This window comes from Aquirufa sp. ROCK-SH2 (genome assembly GCF_054558315.1).
Genome location: NZ_JBPXKB010000002.1, coordinates 412,745 through 431,818 on the forward strand (window position 1 = coordinate 412,745; position 19,074 = coordinate 431,818).

The window sequence follows — 19,074 nt, forward strand, 5'->3', positions numbered from 1 at the left end:
AAGTAATGGCACAAGCAAAAAGAAAAGATAAAGCCAAAAAAAGAGTTGTAGTAGTTGAACCAGTTGGTCAAGTACACATCAAGGCTTCATTTAACAACATTATCATTTCAATTACCAACTCAGCAGGTCAAGTGATTTCTTGGGCTTCAGCAGGAAAGATGGGTTTCCGTGGATCTAAGAAAAACACACCTTACGCAGCTCAAATGGCTGCTTCTAACTGTGCTGCTGTAGCTGTAGAAGCTGGAATGAAAAAAGCTGATGTATTTGTAAAAGGACCAGGAGCTGGACGTGAGTCGGCTATCCGTACTATCCAAAACTCAGGTATCGAAGTATCTTTGATTAAAGATATTACTCCAATGCCTCACAATGGATGTCGTCCTCCAAAACGTCGTCGCGTTTAATAATTTTTTGTGCTGAGTAATTAGTAATTATTTTCTCGGCATTATTTTTTCACTTAATTAATTACTTCATTGAGCATAAGAGGCTCAATGACTTTTAAAAAAATGGCTAGATATACAGGTCCCAAATCCAAGATTGCACGTCGTTTCGGTGAAGCAATTCTAGGACCGAGCAAAGCATTAGCTCGTAAAAATTATGCTCCAGGAATGCACGGTAAAGGAAAACGTACAAAAGTTTCTGAATACGCGTTGCAATTAAAGGAAAAACAAAAAGTGAAATATACTTATGGTATATTAGAGCGTCAATTCGAAAATTTGTTTCACAAAGCCGCTGTTAAAGAAGGTATTACAGGTGAGAACTTGTTGAAATTATGTGAGGCACGTCTTGATAACGTGGTTTATCGTTTAGGAATCGCTCCTACTCGTCGCGCAGCTCGTCAATTGGTTATTCACAAGCACGTTAATGTGGATGGAGAAATTGTAAATGTGCCATCTTACTCTTTACGTCCAGGTCAATTAATTGGTGTTCGTGAAAAATCTAAATCATTAGAAGTTGTTTCTAACTCTTTAGCTGGTCGCTCTCCAAAGCGTTTCAACTGGTTAGAATGGGACGGAGTTGAATTAGTTGGTAAGTTCTCTGCCTACCCAGAAAGAGATCAAATTCCAGAGAATTTTAATGAGCAGGCTATCGTCGAATTATATTCGAAGTAATCAATAATCTGTTATTTAATATTTTATTAATAATTAAGAGTACCTATAACGTTTTTTCAAGTTCATTTTAAGCTACGAAATATGTCAATATTAGCATTCCAAATGCCCGAGAAAGTTGTAATGGAAAAGGCCGATGACTTCCACGGGTTATTTGAGTTCAAGCCACTCGAAAAAGGCTACGGTGTTACCATTGGTAACGCACTTCGTAGAATTTTACTTTCTTCACTAGAAGGGTATGCGATAACAAGCGTTAAGATCTCTGGTGTTCTACACGAGTTTTCTGCTATTGAAGGTGTACACGAAGATGTATCTGAAATTATCTTAAATCTTAAAAAAATTCGTTTTAAGAAAAATCAAGAAATTTTAGATAATCGCGTAAATATCAAAATTAAGGGTCAAACTGCTTTCACAGCTGGTGATATCGCAAAATTCACTCCTTATTTTACCGTTTTAAATCCAGATTTAGTAATCTGTAACTTGGATTCTTCTAAAGAATTAGAAGTTGAATTGATTATTGAAAAAGGTCGCGGTTATGTACCTGCTGACGAACCTCGTGCAAACGAGTTGTCTATTGGACATATCGCTATTGATGCAATTTACACTCCAATTAAGAATGTTAAATTTAGCATCGAAAATACGCGTGTTGAGCAAAAAACTGATTATGAAAAATTAGTTTTAGATATTGAGACAGACGGATCAATCCATCCAGAAGATGCATTGAAAGGTGCGGCTTATATCTTAATTCAACACTTTATGTTGTTCTCTGACCAAACGATGACTTTCGAAACTCCAAAGGCTGAAGAAGATAATATCGTTGATGAGGAGTTATTACACATGCGTAAATTATTGAAAACTTCTTTAGCTGACTTAGATTTATCTGTTCGTGCCTACAACTGCTTAAAATCTGCAGATGTTCGTACTTTAGGTGAATTAGCTAAATTAGAAATTTCAGATATGATGAAATTCCGTAATTTTGGTAAGAAATCTTTGACTGAATTAGAACAACTAATCGAAGAAAAAGGACTTACTTTTGGAATGGACGTTTCAAAATATCGTTTAGACGAAGATTAATATTTTAAAAAAAGTAATAGGTGATGTGACCTTCGGGTCACATTAACCGCAGCCCAAGGGCTTTTAACTTACGAATTAACACAATGAGACACGGAAAAAAATTCAATCATTTAGGAAGAACTTCTTCACACAGAGCTGCCTTATTATCTAATATGGCATCTTCTTTAATCTTGCACAAGCGTATTGAAACTACTGTTGCGAAAGCAAAAGAGTTGCGTAAATACATTGAGCCAATGATTACTAGATCAAAAACTGATAACACAAACAATCGTCGTGTTGTTTTCTCTTATTTACAAAATAAAGAAGCCATCAAGGAATTGTTCGGAATCGTATCTGAAAAAGTAGCAGATCGTCCAGGTGGATACACTCGTATCATCAAATTAGGAAATCGTCTAGGTGATAACGCTGAAGTTTGTTTCATCGAATTAGTAGATTTCAACGAAACTATGTTAGCTGCAGCTGCTGAAAAAGCAACTAAAACGCGTAGAAGTCGTCGTGCTACAACTAAAAAAGAAGAAACTGTTGAAGCTGCACCTGTAGCTGAAGCACCTTCTGCTGAAGTAGTGGATGAAACTCCAGCTGCTGAGGTAGTAGAAGAAACGCCGGCTGAAGAGCCTGCTTCTGAGGAGCCGAAAGAAGATAAAGGAGAAGAGGCATAGTTTCTCTCTTTTACTTATTTTAAAGGGCTTCAACTATTTGTTGAAGCCCTTTTTTTGAATAAAAATTTAGAAAATTTCTGTTTATTTTATCATATTTTTATGAAAATTAATGAATCAAGCCCTGCTGTTCTGCTTTTACAAGATGGAACGCTTTTTCATGGTAATGCCTTAGGGAAAATTGGTACGCATGGTGGCGAAATTTGTTTTAATACTGGAATGACAGGCTACCAAGAGATTTACACAGATCCTTCTTATGCTGGTCAAGTTATCATTAACACAACTTCCCATATCGGTAATTATGGCGTTAGTTCTTCCTCGGAAAGTGAATCTAATCAAGTTCAAATTGCAGGTATGGTTTGTAATGAATTCGCTTCCGTTCATTCTCGTGCAACAGCCGATGAGTCTTTGCAAGAATTCTTTGAAAAAGCTGGTATTGTAGGTATTTCCGGAATTGATACTAGAGCCTTAGTAAGACATATTCGTACCAAAGGTGTGATGAATTGTTTGATCTCATCTGAAATTTTTGACGAAGCAGAATTAACCAAGAAATTAAATGAAATCCCTTCGATGGATGGACTTGAGCTTTCTTCTCAAGTTTGTACACAGGAATCTTATTATTTAGGGGATGAATCTGCTGCCTATAAAGTTGCTGTATTAGATCTAGGTGTAAAGAAAAGTATCTTGACTAACTTGACAGATCGTGATTGTTATTTAAAGGTTTTTCCAGCTAAAACCTCATTTGATGAAATTGCCGCTTGGAATCCAACGGGCTTTTTTGTCTCTAATGGACCTGGTGACCCATCGGTTATGTCTTATGCGATTGAAACTGTAACAAAGATGTTAGCCTCTGATAAACCGGTATTTGGTATTTGTTTAGGACACCAAATTTTGGCTCAGGTTTGCGGACTTACAACTTACAAGATGCATAACGGCCATAGAGGTTTAAATCACCCTGTGAAAAACTTAATGACAGGTTTGTCTGAAATTACTTCTCAAAATCATGGATTTGCTGTTAAAATGGATGAATTGAAAAATTCATCGATTGCTGAATTAACGCACATTAATTTAAATGATAACACGGTGGAGGGTTTACGTGTAAAAGGTAAAAAAGCTTTCTCTGTGCAACATCACCCAGAAGCTAGTCCTGGACCGCACGATTCTCGATATCTTTTTGACCAATTTGTAGGTCTATTAGGATAATTAATCCATTTCAATCAAAGCCAAGTTCTTTCACGTTCTTGGCTTTCTTTTTTATGAAAAACGACATTCAACAAGTTGGCATTCGTATCGAGTCATTGGATTGGCTGCGAGGTATTATGGCTGCTGCAGTTATGTTTTATCATTTGACGCTTTGGCTCTATTTCCCTTTGGATGCAGGCTCAATCCTAGGCCGCCTTGGTATTTATGCTGTTTCTGTTTTTTTTGTTCTCTCAGGATTAAGTATGGCAATTGTCTACCATGATTTTTTTTCATCGTGGAGACAGATAGTGGTTTTTGGGTTAAGACGCATCTTTAGAATTTGGCCTTTATTGTGGTTGAGTAGTTTGTTGATTATTATTCATCCCACTTTTGATGTTGAAACATTGGATGTAAATAATTTATTTTCAACAGCCACAACCTTATTTTCAATTTTTCATCCCGCCAAATATTTTATTACAGGTGCCTGGTCCATCGGAAACGAAATGGTTTATTACCTTATTACTCCCATTTTGTTATTGGCCTATCAATTCAAAAAAAACATTGGAATTATTCTGTTCGGAATAAGTACATGTCTCACTTTATTTTTTTCATTTGGATTATTGAGTCCTGAAATTTCCTTGGCAAATCAATGGTCTATCTATGTGAATCCTTGGAATAATCTCTTCTTTTATGTTGCAGGGCTGACTTTGTTTTATATCCTGCATCACTATGTATTAAAGAAGGAACTCGTACTCATTACACTGATTGCGGCAATTTGTATTTTGGTCTTTATGCCAGTATCTGGCAATCAAATTAATTTGGTTACAGGATTAAATCGAATTGTTTTTTCTGTTTTTGCCCTTTTATTAGTAATTGCTTTTTATAAAAACACCTATCCATTACCTACTTTTTTGCAAAGATTTTTACGAATATTAGGCGAAAGCACGTATGGGATTTATTTATTGCACCCTATTGTACATTCTTATGTGGGTTTTATCGCAAAAAAAATGGGCTTATTTTCTAGCCCACTTCTTTTTATTAGTACCTCAATCATCACCATCATTGTGGCTTATGGTTCATATTTGTTCATTGAAAAACCGATGATAAAACTAGGTAAAAAATTAACTAGCTAATCCATTTTTGCCTTTTCAGGAAAACCAAATAAATGGTTTTGTTTGATTTGTTTAGCCACAATTTTAGGAACCAAATCTTCCCATTCTCCTGGACCTTTTTCGATCAAATCAAGTACCTTATCGGTATGAATATTCATTAATTTTTCATCATAGTTCTTGATGTCCGTTAATTTTTCATTATCAATTAAATACTGAAATAATCCCCTTAAATGTGGTTCAGGCTGAAAACTATTTAGGTTAATCAATTCACCATTTTTATCCCAAGTTGGGTATAAGTAAAGTTTAATTTTTAATCCAAAAAGGTTAGCAAAAGCAGTCATTATTCCACCAGGGATATCTTTGTAATGCTTTTCGTCAAAAATGTATTCCAAATTTGGCATACCCATAATTAGGGCCATTCGTTGTTTGGTAAATTGACCTAAATAGGCAACTAATTTGAAATATTCATGGAAATTGGAGATTAACACCGTTTGTCCCAAAGAACAAAGGATATCCACTCGATCAAGAAAATCTTTTTCGTTGATTTTATGTGTCCCATCTTCTAAATTTCGTAAGGTTAATTCAGAAAGAACACATATTTTATCATCATCTACATCCTCCTCATTTTCAAATTGTGCCAATCCTTTTTTCAACATATCTGAAAAAATATTTGTCACAGGTCTAAATCTACCTCGAATAGCAACAATGTGTTTTTTTGAAAGTGCATCGTAAGGTTGCATCACATTGCCATCAGGCCCAAATACTGCCGCTTGTGTATAGCCATGTTTAACCAAATAAAGCGACATTAATCGGTTATCGACTTCTTTGAAATCAGGACCTTCAAAGCGTATCATATCAATTTCAATCTTGTCAGTTGATAAATCATCTAGCAAGGAAAGCAATAATTTTTCAGGATCTTCATAGAAATGATAGCATGCGTAAATCAAATTAACTCCGATAACCCCTAAAGCTTGTTGTTGAAGAATATTGTCATTGTCCAACATGTTCACGTGTATAACTACATCATTGAATCCACCACCGGGTTTAAGTTGAAATCTCAATCCAATCCAGCCATGTGCATCGTTGGTTTTTTGATAATTTAGCGCTGAAACAGTATTGGCAAATGAAAAAAATCTTTTTTCATCTGCTTGATCTACTAAACGTACTTGCAAAAGTTTGTATTCCCGATTCAGCATTTTCATCAAACGCGGTTCACAAACGTATTTTCCTGAAGCTTCTTCTCCGTAAATAGCATCCGAAAATGCCATATCATAGGCGGAAATTGTCTTGGCAATGGTACCTGAAGCGCCTCCTGCTTTGAAGAAATTAGCTGCTACATCTTGTCCTGCACCAATTTCAGCAAAGGATCCGTAAATGCTTCTATCTAAATTTATTTGAAGTGCTTTTTGTTTCGTCCCAATGGATTTGATTTTGTTTGACATAGACGAAATGAATTTAAGTTGATTACTAAGGCTTTAATGGCAAAGTTATATAATTTAACAACTCATTCGTTGATATTCTTGAAAATATGCAAAAAATCTATGTGGTTTTTGGCCAAATTTGATTTTTATGATACATCGTCAGGCCTGCCATCGGACTTTCACTGATGATACCCGCTTGAATCTGATACTTTTTAAGCACATTTTTGAGAATATCTGAATAATAAAAAGCAACTGAACCTGTAAAGTGGATGGGTGTATTTTTGACTTGTGAGTACTTGATCAAATAGAGGTAAACAAATGCATCAAATGATTTTTCGATGATTTGATAACAAAATGCGTGCTTTCTATGATCAAAGAGGAATTTGGAATAAGAAGCAAACCATCGATTCGGGAACTCTTCTTTATAGGCTTTTCCTAAAATGTCTAAACGACTTAATGCTCCATATCTTTTTATAAATAAAGCTCGGATATCGGCTGGCATTTCATTGTGTAGGTAAGAAAGTAACAATGATTTTCCCAAATGTCCACCACTTCCTTCATCCCCTAACCAAAATCCAAGGGGAGGGATTTGTTCCGTTACTTTTTTGCCATCAAAATATCCTGAATTAGATCCTGTTCCTAAGATGCAGGCTATTCCTGGATTATCACCTAAATTAGCTTTTAAAGCAGCTATTAAATCATTTTCAATAACCAATTCAGCGGCAGTTGAAAAATGGCTAAATAAAAAATCTTGGATGGTTTTTTTCTTTTCTTCGTCTGTAATACCTGTTCCATAATAATAGATGTGGCTAATTCCTATAGGATTAATTTTCTCTAAAATGGAATTTTGCGCTTGACAAATTTCAGTTAGTGTTTGGTAATAAGGATTGATGCCAGCTGAAAAAAAAGATTCAAATGCCACGTTGGGGTCACTAATTAATCGCCATTCTGTTTTAGTGGAGCCACTTTCGATGATGAGTAGTTTCATTGTTTTAATTTACCGATAGGGTTAAATTTTTCAAAAACCTTTTCTGAATGAGGAGCATCAGATAATTCTTCTGTTAGATCTTGTCCAGCCCAATGTTCATAGTGCTTTCCATTTTTCCATAATTTTGAATTACTCATATCGTATATGAAACCTTGAAAAGCCACCCATATTTCAGGTTTATCTTGGCCATTTCGTAAGGCAAGTTGAGATTTTGAAAATTCGGGTAATGAAGTAGACAAAATAATTGATTTTTTACGAAACTAAATAAAAAGAATTAAAAGCCGTTTTATTGTTTAGAATTTTTAATTTTACACTTCAAAAATTTCAAAGTATGAAAAAATATTTTGCGGCTATCATAAGTTTATCTCTTTTACTTTTTTGGTCATGCGGTTCCTCTTCAGGAGGTTCAACGCCAACACCTGTAGAGCCAACGGTCGCTGAGTTAATCAAAAAATCATGGTCGGCTAGTTCTGTTCTTTGGGACAATACTACCCAATATGATAAATCGGCAAGTACCAATATTACACCTGGATATGCACAATTTAAATTGGACTTAAGTACATCCAATACGGTCACTTTAACTGAATTTGACAAAAGAGTATTTACAGGAACGTATTTATTGTCATCCGATAATAGTCAATTGACTTTGAAGAATTTAACGAGTTCAGAAGGAGCTCCTTCTGGGACTGATGGGACAATTGTTTTTACTATTTCTTCAAAACCGACAAGTAGTAAATTGATTCTTGAGACAACAACAGCTTACATTAAGGCAAGTAATAAAGTAGTAAAGTTAACCTTGGTTAACCCTTAATTTTAATTATTGAAGGCTACCTATTGGTAGCTTTTTCTTTATATGGAAAAACGAACAGAAATTGGATCCATTGGCGAGTTTGGATTGATCAATAAAATCGCGGAAAATGTGCAAGATTTACATTCTTGGACAAAAATGGGAATCGGTGATGACGCCGCAGTCTTGGAGGCTGCCAATAATCAAGTTGTTACAACTACTGAACTTTATATAGAAGGAGTGCATTTCGATTTATCCTACACTCCTTTACAGCATTTGGGTTTTAAATTAGTCAGTGCCGTTTTATCGGATATTGCTGCCATGAATGCTTTACCTGCGCAATTAACAGTTGGATTAGGTCTAAGTAATCGTTTTTCTGTGGAAGCCGTTGAATTACTTTATTCAGGGATTAAATTGGCTTGTGAAGAATATAAGGTGGATTTAGTAGGTGGAGACACCACTGCCTCACCTCAAGGATTGATTATTTCTATGACCGCATTAGGGATGGTTGAAGAAAGTAAATTGACAACCCGAAATAACGCAAAGCCGAATGATGTGATATGTGTAACGGGCGACTTTGGCGGTGCATTATTAGGTTTACAATCGTTAGAAAGAGAAAAACAAGTTTTTTTAGCGAATCCAGAAATGCAACCTGAATTGGATGATAAAAGTTATGTGGTGATGCGTCAATTGAAGCCAATGGCTAGATTTGATATTTTACATGAGTTGAGGGCATTGGATGTTGTCCCGACATCTATGATAGATTGTTCTGATGGCTTATCTTCGGAAATCATTCATCTTTGCCAAGCATCAGGAACGGGTGCGCGAATTTTTGAAAAAAATATTCCGATCGACGATGAAACTTATTTGTCGGCAACTGAATTTAATTTAAGTCCATTGACTGCAGCATTAAATGGAGGAGAGGATTATGAATTAATCTTCACGGTTGCTCAAGCTGATTTTGATAAGGTAAGTAAAATTGCAGATGTGACAGCCATTGGTTACATGACAGATATTCTAAATGAACAGATTTTGGTCATGAAGTCAGAACAAACTGTAACTTTAACTGCTCCTGGTTTCGGAGTATAAGGGTATGTCGGTAGCTATTATGCAACCCTATTTTTTTCCTTATTTAGGGTATTTTCAATTGATTCAAGCGGTTGATGATTTTGTGTTTTACGATGATGTGATGTTCATCAAAAAGGGTTGGATAAACCGGAATCAAATTTTGATGCAAAACCAAGCCTTTTTGTTCACCATTCCTTTGGTGAAACAAAGTCAAAATAAAACTATTCGGGAAACCAGTGTTTCTTATGGGATTGACTTTCCCGGTAAATTTTTGACTCAAATAACTGCGGCGTATAAAAAAGCACCACATTATTCAGAAGTATTCAAGTTAATTGAAGATGTATTGAAGGATCAGCCGGAATCCATGGCTGATTTAGCGATTCGGAGTATTGAATTGACATGTAACTATTTGGGATTGGAGAAAAGGTTTCATCAAAGTTCTGATTTGGGTATAAGTAATCCTGATTGGGAAAAAGCAGATCGATTGATTGCCATTACGAAATCTTTAGGGAGTGACCATTATATCAATGCGAAAAATGGTGAAATGCTTTATAATAAAGCCTATTTTCTAGAACAATCTTGCCGATTGAATTTTCTAAATCCTACTTTGCCTAATTATCCACAAGGATTAAAAAAAGGAGTCGATTTCATTCCAGGTTTATCTATTATAGACTTAATGATGTGGAATAATTCAACAGAGCTGAAAAATATGCTCTTGGAATATCATCTTTTCTGATTTAGCCGACAAAAACTTTTTCATTAAAAGATTTTATCGTTAAATTTACAATTATACGCTCTAACCATTTTAAAAATTTAATAGCTAATGAATAGTTATATAAATTGACCATATGAAGCGCCTTTTATTTAATAAATACTCGAATCGATTCCTCTCTAGATGGCTAGTTTTAGCAATTGATATCTCTATTGTTGTCTTTTCTTTGGTCACTTCTACGTTGTTGCGTAGGAATTTTGACTTTAGTTTGGTCAATTTGGATTTACTTCAATTCAATTTAAAGGTTTTAATCTCCATTCGGATCCTTACATTTTTATTATTTCATACATACAAAGGCATTATTCGTCATACGAGTATAGAAGATGCTCAATTGATCTTAAAAGCCAATATCTTAGGTAGTCTCTTAGCTGTTTTAATATCTGTTTCATATCGTTACTCCTTTCGTTTTAGTGATTTTGTTCATGACAGCGCAGCAGTTTTTGTTATTGATTTTTTCATCAGTAGTTTTTTGTTGATTTCACTTAGATATCTAACGAAATCATTGTATGAATCTTTATTTGGAGAGTTGAAACCTGCTGTCGGGGTGTTAATTTATGGTGCAGGATATTCTGGACTATTGACCAAAAATGTGATTCAAAGTAATCGAGGAATTAATTATCAAGTTATAGGTTTTATTGATGACAATGAGTCATTGGTTAATAAAACAATTGAAGGAATCATGGTATATAGTTTACCAGATGCCTTACAACGATTTGTTGGAGAGTACGAAGGGCTTGAAGTGATTATGGCGATTAACCATATTTCTGCTGATGCGAAAAGAAAGATATCAGATGTATTTTTGGACAAAGGGGTGATAGTTAAAACGCTTCCTCCTGTGGACAAATGGGTAGGTGGTGGATTTGAATTTGGTCAAATTCATAATGTTAAAATCGAAGATTTGTTGGGTAGAGATGTTATTCAAATGAATAACCCAATGATTTCAGAGGAAATTAATGGTAATGTTATTTTGGTAACCGGAGCGGCAGGGTCCATTGGTAGTGAACTTGTCCGTCAATTAATTGCTTATTTGCCTTCCAAAATAATTTTAGTTGATCAGTCGGAAACAGGCCTATTTGATTTAGAATATGAATTGTTGGATATTATTCCAACCAACATGCAACTGTCTGTATATGTTTCTAATGTTTGTGATGAACTAAGAATGTCGAGAATATTCAAAGCAAACAAGCCGGCTTTTGTGTTTCATGCTGCTGCTTACAAACATGTTCCTTTGATGGAAAATAACCCATACGAAGCCGTAAAAACGAATGTGTTAGGGACCAAGTTAATGGCTGATTTAGCTGCTAAAAATAATGTACGCAAATTTGTAATGGTTTCTACCGATAAGGCGGTTAATCCAACAAATGTTATGGGGGCTACTAAACGCTTAGCCGAAATGTACACCCAATCGCTGAATTATGTAGAAGAAATCAATACCAAATTTATTGCAACCCGTTTTGGGAATGTATTGGGATCAAATGGTTCTGTAATTCCTTTATTTAAAAAACAAATTGAACGTGGGGGGCCTTTAACTGTCACACATCCAGAAATTACACGATTTTTCATGACGATTCCTGAAGCTTGTGAACTTGTTTTAGAAGCTGCAGCAATGGGTGAAGGTGGAGAGGTATTTGTGTTTGATATGGGGCAATCCGTGAAAATCGTTGACCTAGCCAAAAAGATGATCACCTTAAGTGGCTTAAGAATTGACAAAGATATTACGATCAAATATACAGGTCTAAGACCAGGGGAGAAATTGTATGAAGAGCTATTAAATAACGATGAAAATACGCGTCAAACGCATCATTCTAAAATCTTAATAGCCACAGTAAATACTCCAAGTTTCGCTTATATGGAACACCATTTGAATGATTTATCTAATCTGTTGGAATTAGGAATTAACAATCATATTGTCGCCAAGATTAAAGAAATTATTCCTGAGTATAAATCCAATAATTCCGTATTTGAGAATTTAGATTCTATAAAATTGTCAATTAAAAAGACATACTAATTACTTAAAAGATCGATGTATTTTTTGCTTGCCCATATGGAAAAAAGGGTAAATGCAATAGCACCTATGATATCGATTGAATAATGAATATGTTGAAATAGGAGCAATACAATCAATATTCCTGTAAATATTATTGCCATTTTTCGCTCTATTTTCGAAGTCAAAAAACTGCAAATAAAAATCATCGTTGCAGTATGTCCTGAAAAAAATAAATCCTTAGTGATCGCTAAATTTTCACCATAAATAAAAATTTCAGCCAATGGGTCTTGTAATATTATTAAGTCTGATGGAGGATTTAAAGGAATACAATAAATGGTTAAAAAACGTAGGCTAGTTTCTAAATTAAATGCCCATGCAAACCAAATAAATTTTTTGGGCTCTCTCAATAATTGAACTAACAAATAAATGACCCCTAAATAAATAATGGTAAAAATGGGATAAGAAAAATTGATGGCTGGAATCAGTTCTAAAAACCAATCGTTAAGTTGTATTCCCTCTCTTTTTTGTATCCATTGAAAATAGTCGTCTGCTTTGAATGGAAAAATTGAAAAGTACAGCAAAGCCAAAATGAAATTCCAACGAAAGGAGGATTGTTTCCAAGCGATGGACCAATTAGTATTTACTGAATTAATAAAACTTTTCAAGGCTTATTCGTGTTTATTGATAAATTTGGGATTGCAAAACTACATTAAAATCAATTAATCTAGAAAGTTTAATGAAAAAAGCAGCTGTCATTCTTGGAATAGTAATAGGATTCTTTCATTTTTCATGCGGGAAGTCGTCGAACAATAAAATAAATACTAAAATGGAAAATTTGGAACAAGTTAGCTCAGAACTTGATACAATTACTTTAGGTGCTGGATGTTTTTGGTGTGTGGAGGCGGTTTATCAACAGTTAAAGGGGGTGAAATCTGTCGTTTCTGGTTATATGGGAGGTAAAATTAAACAACCTACTTACCGAGAAGTTTCTTCTGGACTTACTGGTCATGCGGAAGTTTGTCAATTAATTTATGATCCCAAAGTGATTTCATTTGAGACGATTTTAGAAGTTTTTTGGCAGACTCATGATCCTACTACCTTGAATAGACAAGGAGCAGATGTTGGTACGCAATATCGTTCAGCTATTTTTTGTCATAACAAAGAACAATTGAAATATGCTGAGGAATGGAAGTTGAACCTAAATCAAAAGAAGGTGTTTCCTCATCCAATTGTCACCCAAGTTGCTATGGCTACCGCATTTTATCCTGCAGAGGATTATCATCAAAATTACTACCTTCAAAATGGGGAGCAACCTTATTGCCAAATAGTGATTAAGCCTAAGATGGATAAGTTCTTAAAAGCATTTAAAGATAAATTGCGTTAAAAACCTCCTTTGTCATAGAAACTTCTTCTTCGAGAAATTTTCAATTCCTGTAAAAGAGATGATTTCACTCTTAGGTCAAAGGAGTAATTACTGGCTCTTCCAAAAAATGGACTGGCAATAGGTGTCCAATTGAAATTCATTTCCCAGCAATGTAAATCCCTATGAACGGAAATGTTGGTGTAGGTCAAACCTTTGTATTTGAAATCGTATCCAGAACTTAGAGAAATTTTCCATTTTTCTGTTAAACTTAAATCTCCTTGGAATGATGCTCCACTGATTTGTTGAGCACTCGCTAATCCCATTTTATTCATGCTAAATTGATAACTGAAGGAGAAACTCCAAGGCATTTTCCAATCTACATAATCTTCTAAATTATTATTGATTTGCTTCAATTGTGCCTCAGAGGCATTGGGACTTTCCTTGGGTTTGTTCGCACCTTTGGGACTAAATCTTCTACTTACTGATAAGTTAAATGCTTGTAATCGAGCAAAACCTTCTCCTTTTTCGATCATTAAATCGGGAGTTCTACGTCCTACATCAAAAAACAGTTTGTCTTGAACATACAAATACGGATCTAAACTTCCTCCAATGTTGATGTCAAATTGCTGTACTCTTGAATTGGCGTTAAAGCTTAAATTGGAAAGGGCATATTCTTTGGCTAATAAATTATAACTTCCATTGATACCAAAGTTGTCTAAAATGTTGATTTTTTCAGATTGTTTGGTCGCTGTATCAGATTTGGTTTTTAATTTGGCCTGCAAAGTATTTTGAATACCAAACCCTATACTACCTGACGCACCCCCATAACTAAGTTGACGTGGGTCAAAAGTGCTAATCCTTCGGATATCTCCGATTTGTTCTACCCCTTGGGAATTGATGAATTTACGGTTATTGATTCGGACATCTTGATAAAAACCATAAGTTGGATCAGAATAATCTGGAGTGTAGCTAAGACTCATACTTGGAACCATGGTGTGTCTCAATGCTTCTAATCTTCCTTTTTTAAAGCGCAAAGTTCCATACACCCTTGTGTTCATACTGGCTGAAAACGAGATTTGGGAACTGAATTTAGGTAGACCTCTGATGGTATCAATTCGGACTGTCGAGTCCTCAGGCATGTAAGTATACTTATAGGCCCTTGTGTACATATTGCCCGACCAAGCTACTCCTGGGGTTAAATTAACATACTTGTTTAACTTGATGTTGGGAAGAGAAAGTGGTATACTATAATTAAACCTTGTTTGCGCTTTTTCCAATAAGAGCGGGATGGTATTGGCGTTTACGGCCATTACTCCCGGTGGTAAATCGTCATCGCCTTTTGGTATAAAAGGTTTTGGAATGGATCCTCTTTCGGAATTTGAAGCTCTAGGGTATACATCAAACTCATAACGGGTATATGGGTCCGTTATTTGGTTGCTAATGCTGATGCCACCTGAAAAATCTAATCCAATTCTAAATTGATCAATAAATCGATCTGTTACCGATTTTTTTCGTTTGAAAGGCTGAATTTGATTGAGACCAAAATTAAATTCTGTTCCTGCATCAAAAACTCGAGTAGAGGTGTTTTGGTTTACTCGAAAAGAAATTCCTGTTCGGACAGATTGGCCAAAATTTTTGGAATATTGAACAGAAGAACCAATGGTATTTGATAAGTATTGTTTGGCAGTGAAGGTATTGTATTGATTGTAAGAGTTAGATGCAATATTGACAGAAGCTGAAAAACTAGAATTTCCAAAACTTCTTGGACTGTGTGACCATTGTAGGGCAAAGTCGGTTCTGGAAGTTGGAGCAAATTCATCTCCATTGGTATTTTTGTTAAAGGCCAAATTGAAACTTCCAGTATATCGATAACGCTTGTTATATTGTGAATTGGCTCCTAATCCCCATCCACCTTTAGAATATATTTGCCCAGTAAATCGAACTCCAATATTTTCATTCATTGCCCAATAATAACCACCGTCTCTCAAATAAAAGCCTCTTCCAGAAGGTTCTTCTCCATAGGTAGGAATTAAAATTCCTGATTTACCCATTTCTTTGGGTTGAGAATAAGGAAAGAATCCAAATGGCAATCCGATAGGGAGGGGTATATCGTTTAATTCAATGTTAAATGGGCCAGAAATAATTTCCTTTTTACCTACCATTTTTATTTTTCTAGCTCGAATATTAAAATGGGGGTGACTCAAATTACATGTCGTATAAATGGCATTTCGAATATATAGATTTTCTTCCTCGTCTTTTTTTACATTGGATCCATGCACAAAACCTTCCCCTTGTTGCGTCACAATTTCTTTGATGATGGCTCTTTTTGTTTTGAAATTATAGCGAACTTCTTTGGAATCATATTTATCGTTTCCTTGGGTAAAAACGGGTAGACCTACCTCTTTTTTTGTAGTAGAATCGAAAGAGCCTTTGGCATAAACCTCATTTTTAGCCCAATCTAATCGAATGAAATCTGCTTCAAGGCTAATTTCTCCATATTTTACTTTTGCACCTCCATACAAATTGACAATTTGTTTATCGGTATCAAGGACGGTGGAATCTAAGGCAGAATAGAATACAGTTGTTTGTAAATCTTGATTTTTATTCAAGGAATCTTTTTTGCTGATTTTTTTAGTAAGGGTATCTAATTTGTTGACACGGATGGTGTCAGCCTTAATGATTTTTTGAGAAAATACTACATTTGAGGTAGCAAAAACCGTAATTATCAATAATAGAATTCGATATGTAAGGTCTTTTCTCAAACGTAAATTTGCTTCAAAATTCATAGAAAAATAGCGAAATTGCCCAATATTGTGATTATTTCACTCAACTATGAACGTGTGTTGGAATTTAAAAATTATATTTGTCTTTTATAAAAGAATACAAAATTACATTTTTGAGCGGTACCAATGTGTATTAATCCTAAAATAATGTTTACAGTTAGTAAAGCTTTTTTTGGTGTAGTGCTTTTTTTGTTGATTTCTTCTGCTATTTCTTCAGCACCTGAACCCAATAAAACGGTGAAAAAGAATGTCGTTCGGACGATCTGTTTGGATGCAGGACATGGAGGAAAGGACCCAGGTTGCTTAGGTTCCAAGGGGGCACAAGAAGGGAAAGTTACTTTAAAGATCATTTTGGAAGTAGGTAAAAGACTAAAAGATCAATTTCCAGATTTGAAGGTTATTTATACGCGTGACACGGATGAGTTCATTGAATTAAATGAGCGGGCTAATATAGCTAATAGAAATAAGTCGGATTTGTTTATTTCAGTGCATTGCAATGCCGCGCCGAATAAAGGGGCATACGGAACAGAAACTTATACCATGGGTTTGCATAAAACGGATGGTAATTTAAATGTTGCTAAGCGTGAAAACTCCGTAATTTTGCAAGAGAAAGATTATCAAACAGCCTACAATGGTTTTGATCCCAATTCTCCATTGGCACATATTATGATGGCGAATTATCAAAGTGCCTTCATGGCAAGTTCGGTCAAGTTTGCATCTAAGGTGGAGAATCAATTCTCAAAAGTGTATAATCGCAAAAGTTTTGGGGTTAAACAAGCCGGTTTTTTAGTTATTTGGAGAACTGCAATGCCAAGTGTTTTGATTGAATCAGGTTTTTTAACAAATCCTGAAGAAGAGGAGTACTTGAACTCTGAAAGAGGCCAAGCGGAAGTAGCCGATGCGATCGTTAAGGCTTTCAAGCAGTATAAAGAAGAAATGGAAAAATAAATTCAATATGTTTAAAAATAACGAACTTAAAGTTGGATTTTTAGCGTTGATCGCATTTTTAATCCTATATTTTGGATTTAATTTTCTTAAAGGAAATGACTTATTTTCTTCTTCAAAAATCTATTATGTTGAATTTGATAATGTAGATGGATTGACCTCTTCCAATCAAGTTGTATTAAACGGAATTGAGGTAGGAAAAGTGAAGAAAGTGATGATTCAGCCAGAAAAGGCCAATAAGATTTTGGTTTCTTTGAGAATCAATAAGGATGTTATTATTCCCAATGAGACCATTGCGATATTGGCAGATGGAGCTCTTTTGGGAGGGAAAGTTATTCGATTGAAGTTGCAGGGTACATCTGATTTAGTAGAAGGAGCTTATTTGAAAGGGGAATCAGAAAAAGGAATTACCACCTTGTTGAAAGAGCGTGCAATACCAGTGATATCTAATGCGGATTCATTGTTGATTTCATTTCGACAAATCAGTAAAAAATTCGAAAATACAGGGACTCATTTGAATGCTTTATTAAAGAATTCCAATGAAACGGTTGTTGGAATCAATGGTTCTGTGAATGGGATGCTGAATGAAAATAGAACGAATATTGCTCAAATATCTAACAATATGCGTGTCTTATCGGCTAGTCTAATTGAAACCGAAAAGCAATTCAAACCATTATTATCTAAGTTTAATACAGTTGCAGATTCTCTGAATGCCTTGAAAATTGGTAAGACCTTAAATGAAGCTAATTTAGCCATTGTGAGTTTGCAGAAAATATTAACAGGTATCGAGAAGGGGCAAGGTTCAGCGGGTAAGCTGATCAAAAATGATAGTTTATACCTGGAATTAAACAGAACTTTAACGGACTTAGATAAATTGTTATTGGATTTTCGTTTGCAGCCAAAAAGGTATTTGAATTTTTCTGTTTTTGGAAAAAAGGACACCCCTCCAAGTAATTAGTAAATCAACAAAATATGTCAACCATTCAAGTAATTATTTCGGCATCTGCTGAGGTAACAGAGATTTTAGTAGCCGAATTAGGAGAAATAGGATTTGATATTTTTGAAGATTCAGATCAAGGCTTATGTGCTTATTGTCCAGAAAGTTTGTTTGATCAAGATGCTTTGGAAGAAATTGTGCAGCGATATCAATTTTTGGGCCCCATTTCTTTTGAGCAAAATAGAATTGAAAAGAAAAATTGGAATGAAGTTTGGGAAAAGAATTATGAACCGATTCGAATTTCCGATAAGGTTTTTATTCGTGCAAGTTTCCATGAATCGGAGCCCAATTTTCAAATGGAAATAGTAATAAATCCAAAAATGTCATTTGGAACGGGTCACCATGAAACCACCAGTTTGATGTCTGAAGCTTTGTTTGGGATTGATTTAAATGAAAAATCTGTCCTAGATGCTGGGACGGGTACTGGAATTTTGGCCTTTATTGCTAAAAAGTTAGGGGCCAATCTGGTAAAAGGCTTTGATATTGATGAATGGTCTGTTGAAAATTCCATCGAAAACGCTACGTTGAATGATTGTGAAGAAATTGAATTCACGCAGGGAACCATCAGAGAACATGTGAAGGAACAATATGATGTTCTTTTAGCAAATATTAATCGAAATATATTATTGGATGAAATGGCTGAATATGCCAGCAGAATCAAAAAAGGCGGCTCATTGTTTTTGAGTGGATTTTATGTACAAGATATCCCAAGTTTAAAAAAATCGGCGGCGCAGCACGGACTTATTTATGTGGGTCAAAGTGATAAAAACAATTGGGCTTGCCTAAAGTTTGAAAAGAACCAATAATCCTTCATAAATTTTCTTCCTATTATA

Annotated in this window: 19 protein-coding genes; 14 read left to right on the plus strand and 5 right to left on the minus strand. The window is 35.0% G+C overall.

What is annotated here, in order from left to right; translation table 11 throughout:
* Positions 1-5: 5 nt before the first annotated feature.
* From rpsK to V7S79_RS05775, 6 genes are all read left to right on the plus strand, one after another.
* Positions 6-401: a 30S ribosomal protein S11 gene (gene rpsK, locus V7S79_RS05750; RefSeq protein WP_459489604.1), complete on the plus strand. Its 396-nt coding sequence runs from the start codon at positions 6-8 to the stop codon at positions 399-401.
* A 102-nt stretch (positions 402-503) separates the two neighbouring features.
* A complete protein-coding gene (gene rpsD / locus V7S79_RS05755) occupies positions 504-1,109 on the plus strand; it encodes a 30S ribosomal protein S4 (protein WP_459489605.1) in 606 nt (201 codons plus the stop codon).
* An 81-nt stretch (positions 1,110-1,190) separates the two neighbouring features.
* Positions 1,191-2,180, plus strand: coding sequence for a DNA-directed RNA polymerase subunit alpha (locus V7S79_RS05760; RefSeq protein ID WP_459489606.1), 990 nt, complete (start codon positions 1,191-1,193; stop codon positions 2,178-2,180).
* A gap of 83 nt (positions 2,181-2,263) precedes the next feature.
* On the plus strand, positions 2,264-2,839 hold the full coding sequence (rplQ, locus tag V7S79_RS05765) for a 50S ribosomal protein L17 (protein ID WP_459489607.1): 576 nt from the start codon (positions 2,264-2,266) through the stop codon (positions 2,837-2,839).
* Between the two features lie 99 nt (positions 2,840-2,938).
* Positions 2,939-4,039 (plus strand): glutamine-hydrolyzing carbamoyl-phosphate synthase small subunit, encoded by a 1,101-nt coding sequence (carA, locus tag V7S79_RS05770; protein WP_459489608.1) that lies wholly within the window; start codon positions 2,939-2,941, stop codon positions 4,037-4,039.
* 53 nt (positions 4,040-4,092) lie between these two features.
* Complete coding sequence (locus V7S79_RS05775; RefSeq protein WP_459489609.1) at positions 4,093-5,151, plus strand: acyltransferase family protein; 1,059 nt, start codon at positions 4,093-4,095, stop codon at positions 5,149-5,151.
* Here the strand turns inward: V7S79_RS05775 and V7S79_RS05780 are convergent.
* From V7S79_RS05780 to V7S79_RS05790, 3 genes are all read right to left on the minus strand, one after another.
* The gene (locus V7S79_RS05780; protein ID WP_459489610.1) at positions 5,148-6,572 is read right to left on the minus strand and encodes a TonB-dependent receptor; all 1,425 of its coding nucleotides are present in this window, start codon (positions 6,570-6,572) and stop codon (positions 5,148-5,150) included. The genes V7S79_RS05775 and V7S79_RS05780 overlap by 4 nt on opposite strands.
* 97 nt (positions 6,573-6,669) lie before the next feature.
* Positions 6,670-7,539, minus strand: a complete 870-nt coding sequence (locus V7S79_RS05785) for an N-acetylglucosamine kinase (RefSeq protein ID WP_459489611.1) — start codon at positions 7,537-7,539, stop codon at positions 6,670-6,672.
* The gene (locus V7S79_RS05790; RefSeq protein WP_459489612.1) at positions 7,536-7,778 is read right to left on the minus strand and encodes a cytochrome b5 domain-containing protein; all 243 of its coding nucleotides are present in this window, start codon (positions 7,776-7,778) and stop codon (positions 7,536-7,538) included. Before V7S79_RS05790 ends, V7S79_RS05785 begins: the two co-directional genes overlap by 4 nt.
* A gap of 92 nt (positions 7,779-7,870) precedes the next feature.
* Here V7S79_RS05790 and V7S79_RS05795 point away from each other — a divergent pair, with 92 nt between their 5' ends.
* From V7S79_RS05795 to V7S79_RS05810, 4 genes are all read left to right on the plus strand, one after another.
* The gene (locus tag V7S79_RS05795; RefSeq protein WP_459489613.1) at positions 7,871-8,350 is read left to right on the plus strand and encodes a hypothetical protein; all 480 of its coding nucleotides are present in this window, start codon (positions 7,871-7,873) and stop codon (positions 8,348-8,350) included.
* A 42-nt stretch (positions 8,351-8,392) separates the two neighbouring features.
* The gene (thiL, locus tag V7S79_RS05800) at positions 8,393-9,415 is read left to right on the plus strand and encodes a thiamine-phosphate kinase (RefSeq protein WP_459489614.1); all 1,023 of its coding nucleotides are present in this window, start codon (positions 8,393-8,395) and stop codon (positions 9,413-9,415) included.
* A gap of 4 nt (positions 9,416-9,419) precedes the next feature.
* Complete coding sequence (locus V7S79_RS05805) at positions 9,420-10,130, plus strand: WbqC family protein (RefSeq protein WP_459489615.1); 711 nt, start codon at positions 9,420-9,422, stop codon at positions 10,128-10,130.
* A 112-nt stretch (positions 10,131-10,242) separates the two neighbouring features.
* The gene (locus tag V7S79_RS05810; protein ID WP_459489616.1) at positions 10,243-12,174 is read left to right on the plus strand and encodes a polysaccharide biosynthesis protein; all 1,932 of its coding nucleotides are present in this window, start codon (positions 10,243-10,245) and stop codon (positions 12,172-12,174) included.
* On the opposite strand, the gene V7S79_RS05815 is transcribed toward V7S79_RS05810, so the two are convergent.
* Complete coding sequence (locus V7S79_RS05815) at positions 12,171-12,818, minus strand: phosphatase PAP2-related protein (RefSeq protein WP_459489617.1); 648 nt, start codon at positions 12,816-12,818, stop codon at positions 12,171-12,173. The genes V7S79_RS05810 and V7S79_RS05815 overlap by 4 nt on opposite strands.
* Before the next feature lie 71 nt (positions 12,819-12,889).
* Here V7S79_RS05815 and msrA point away from each other — a divergent pair, with 71 nt between their 5' ends.
* Complete coding sequence (gene msrA / locus V7S79_RS05820; RefSeq protein ID WP_459489618.1) at positions 12,890-13,537, plus strand: peptide-methionine (S)-S-oxide reductase MsrA; 648 nt, start codon at positions 12,890-12,892, stop codon at positions 13,535-13,537.
* Here the strand turns inward: msrA and V7S79_RS05825 are convergent.
* On the minus strand, positions 13,534-16,302 hold the full coding sequence (locus V7S79_RS05825) for a putative LPS assembly protein LptD (RefSeq protein ID WP_459489619.1): 2,769 nt from the start codon (positions 16,300-16,302) through the stop codon (positions 13,534-13,536). The two genes, msrA and V7S79_RS05825, sit on opposite strands and share 4 nt — an antisense overlap.
* Positions 16,303-16,446: 144 nt before the next feature.
* On the opposite strand from V7S79_RS05825, the gene V7S79_RS05830 reads away from it, so the two are divergent.
* Genes V7S79_RS05830 through prmA form a run of 3 tightly spaced genes read left to right on the plus strand, consistent with a single transcriptional unit; the run spans position 16,447 to position 19,047 of the window.
* Entirely contained in the window at positions 16,447-17,247 is an 801-nt protein-coding gene (locus V7S79_RS05830) for an N-acetylmuramoyl-L-alanine amidase family protein (RefSeq protein ID WP_459489620.1), read from the plus strand.
* 7 nt (positions 17,248-17,254) lie between these two features.
* The gene (locus V7S79_RS05835) at positions 17,255-18,202 is read left to right on the plus strand and encodes an MlaD family protein (RefSeq protein ID WP_459489621.1); all 948 of its coding nucleotides are present in this window, start codon (positions 17,255-17,257) and stop codon (positions 18,200-18,202) included.
* A gap of 14 nt (positions 18,203-18,216) precedes the next feature.
* Positions 18,217-19,047, plus strand: a complete 831-nt coding sequence (gene prmA, locus V7S79_RS05840; RefSeq protein WP_459489622.1) for a 50S ribosomal protein L11 methyltransferase — start codon at positions 18,217-18,219, stop codon at positions 19,045-19,047.
* Positions 19,048-19,074: the final 27 nt, after the last annotated feature.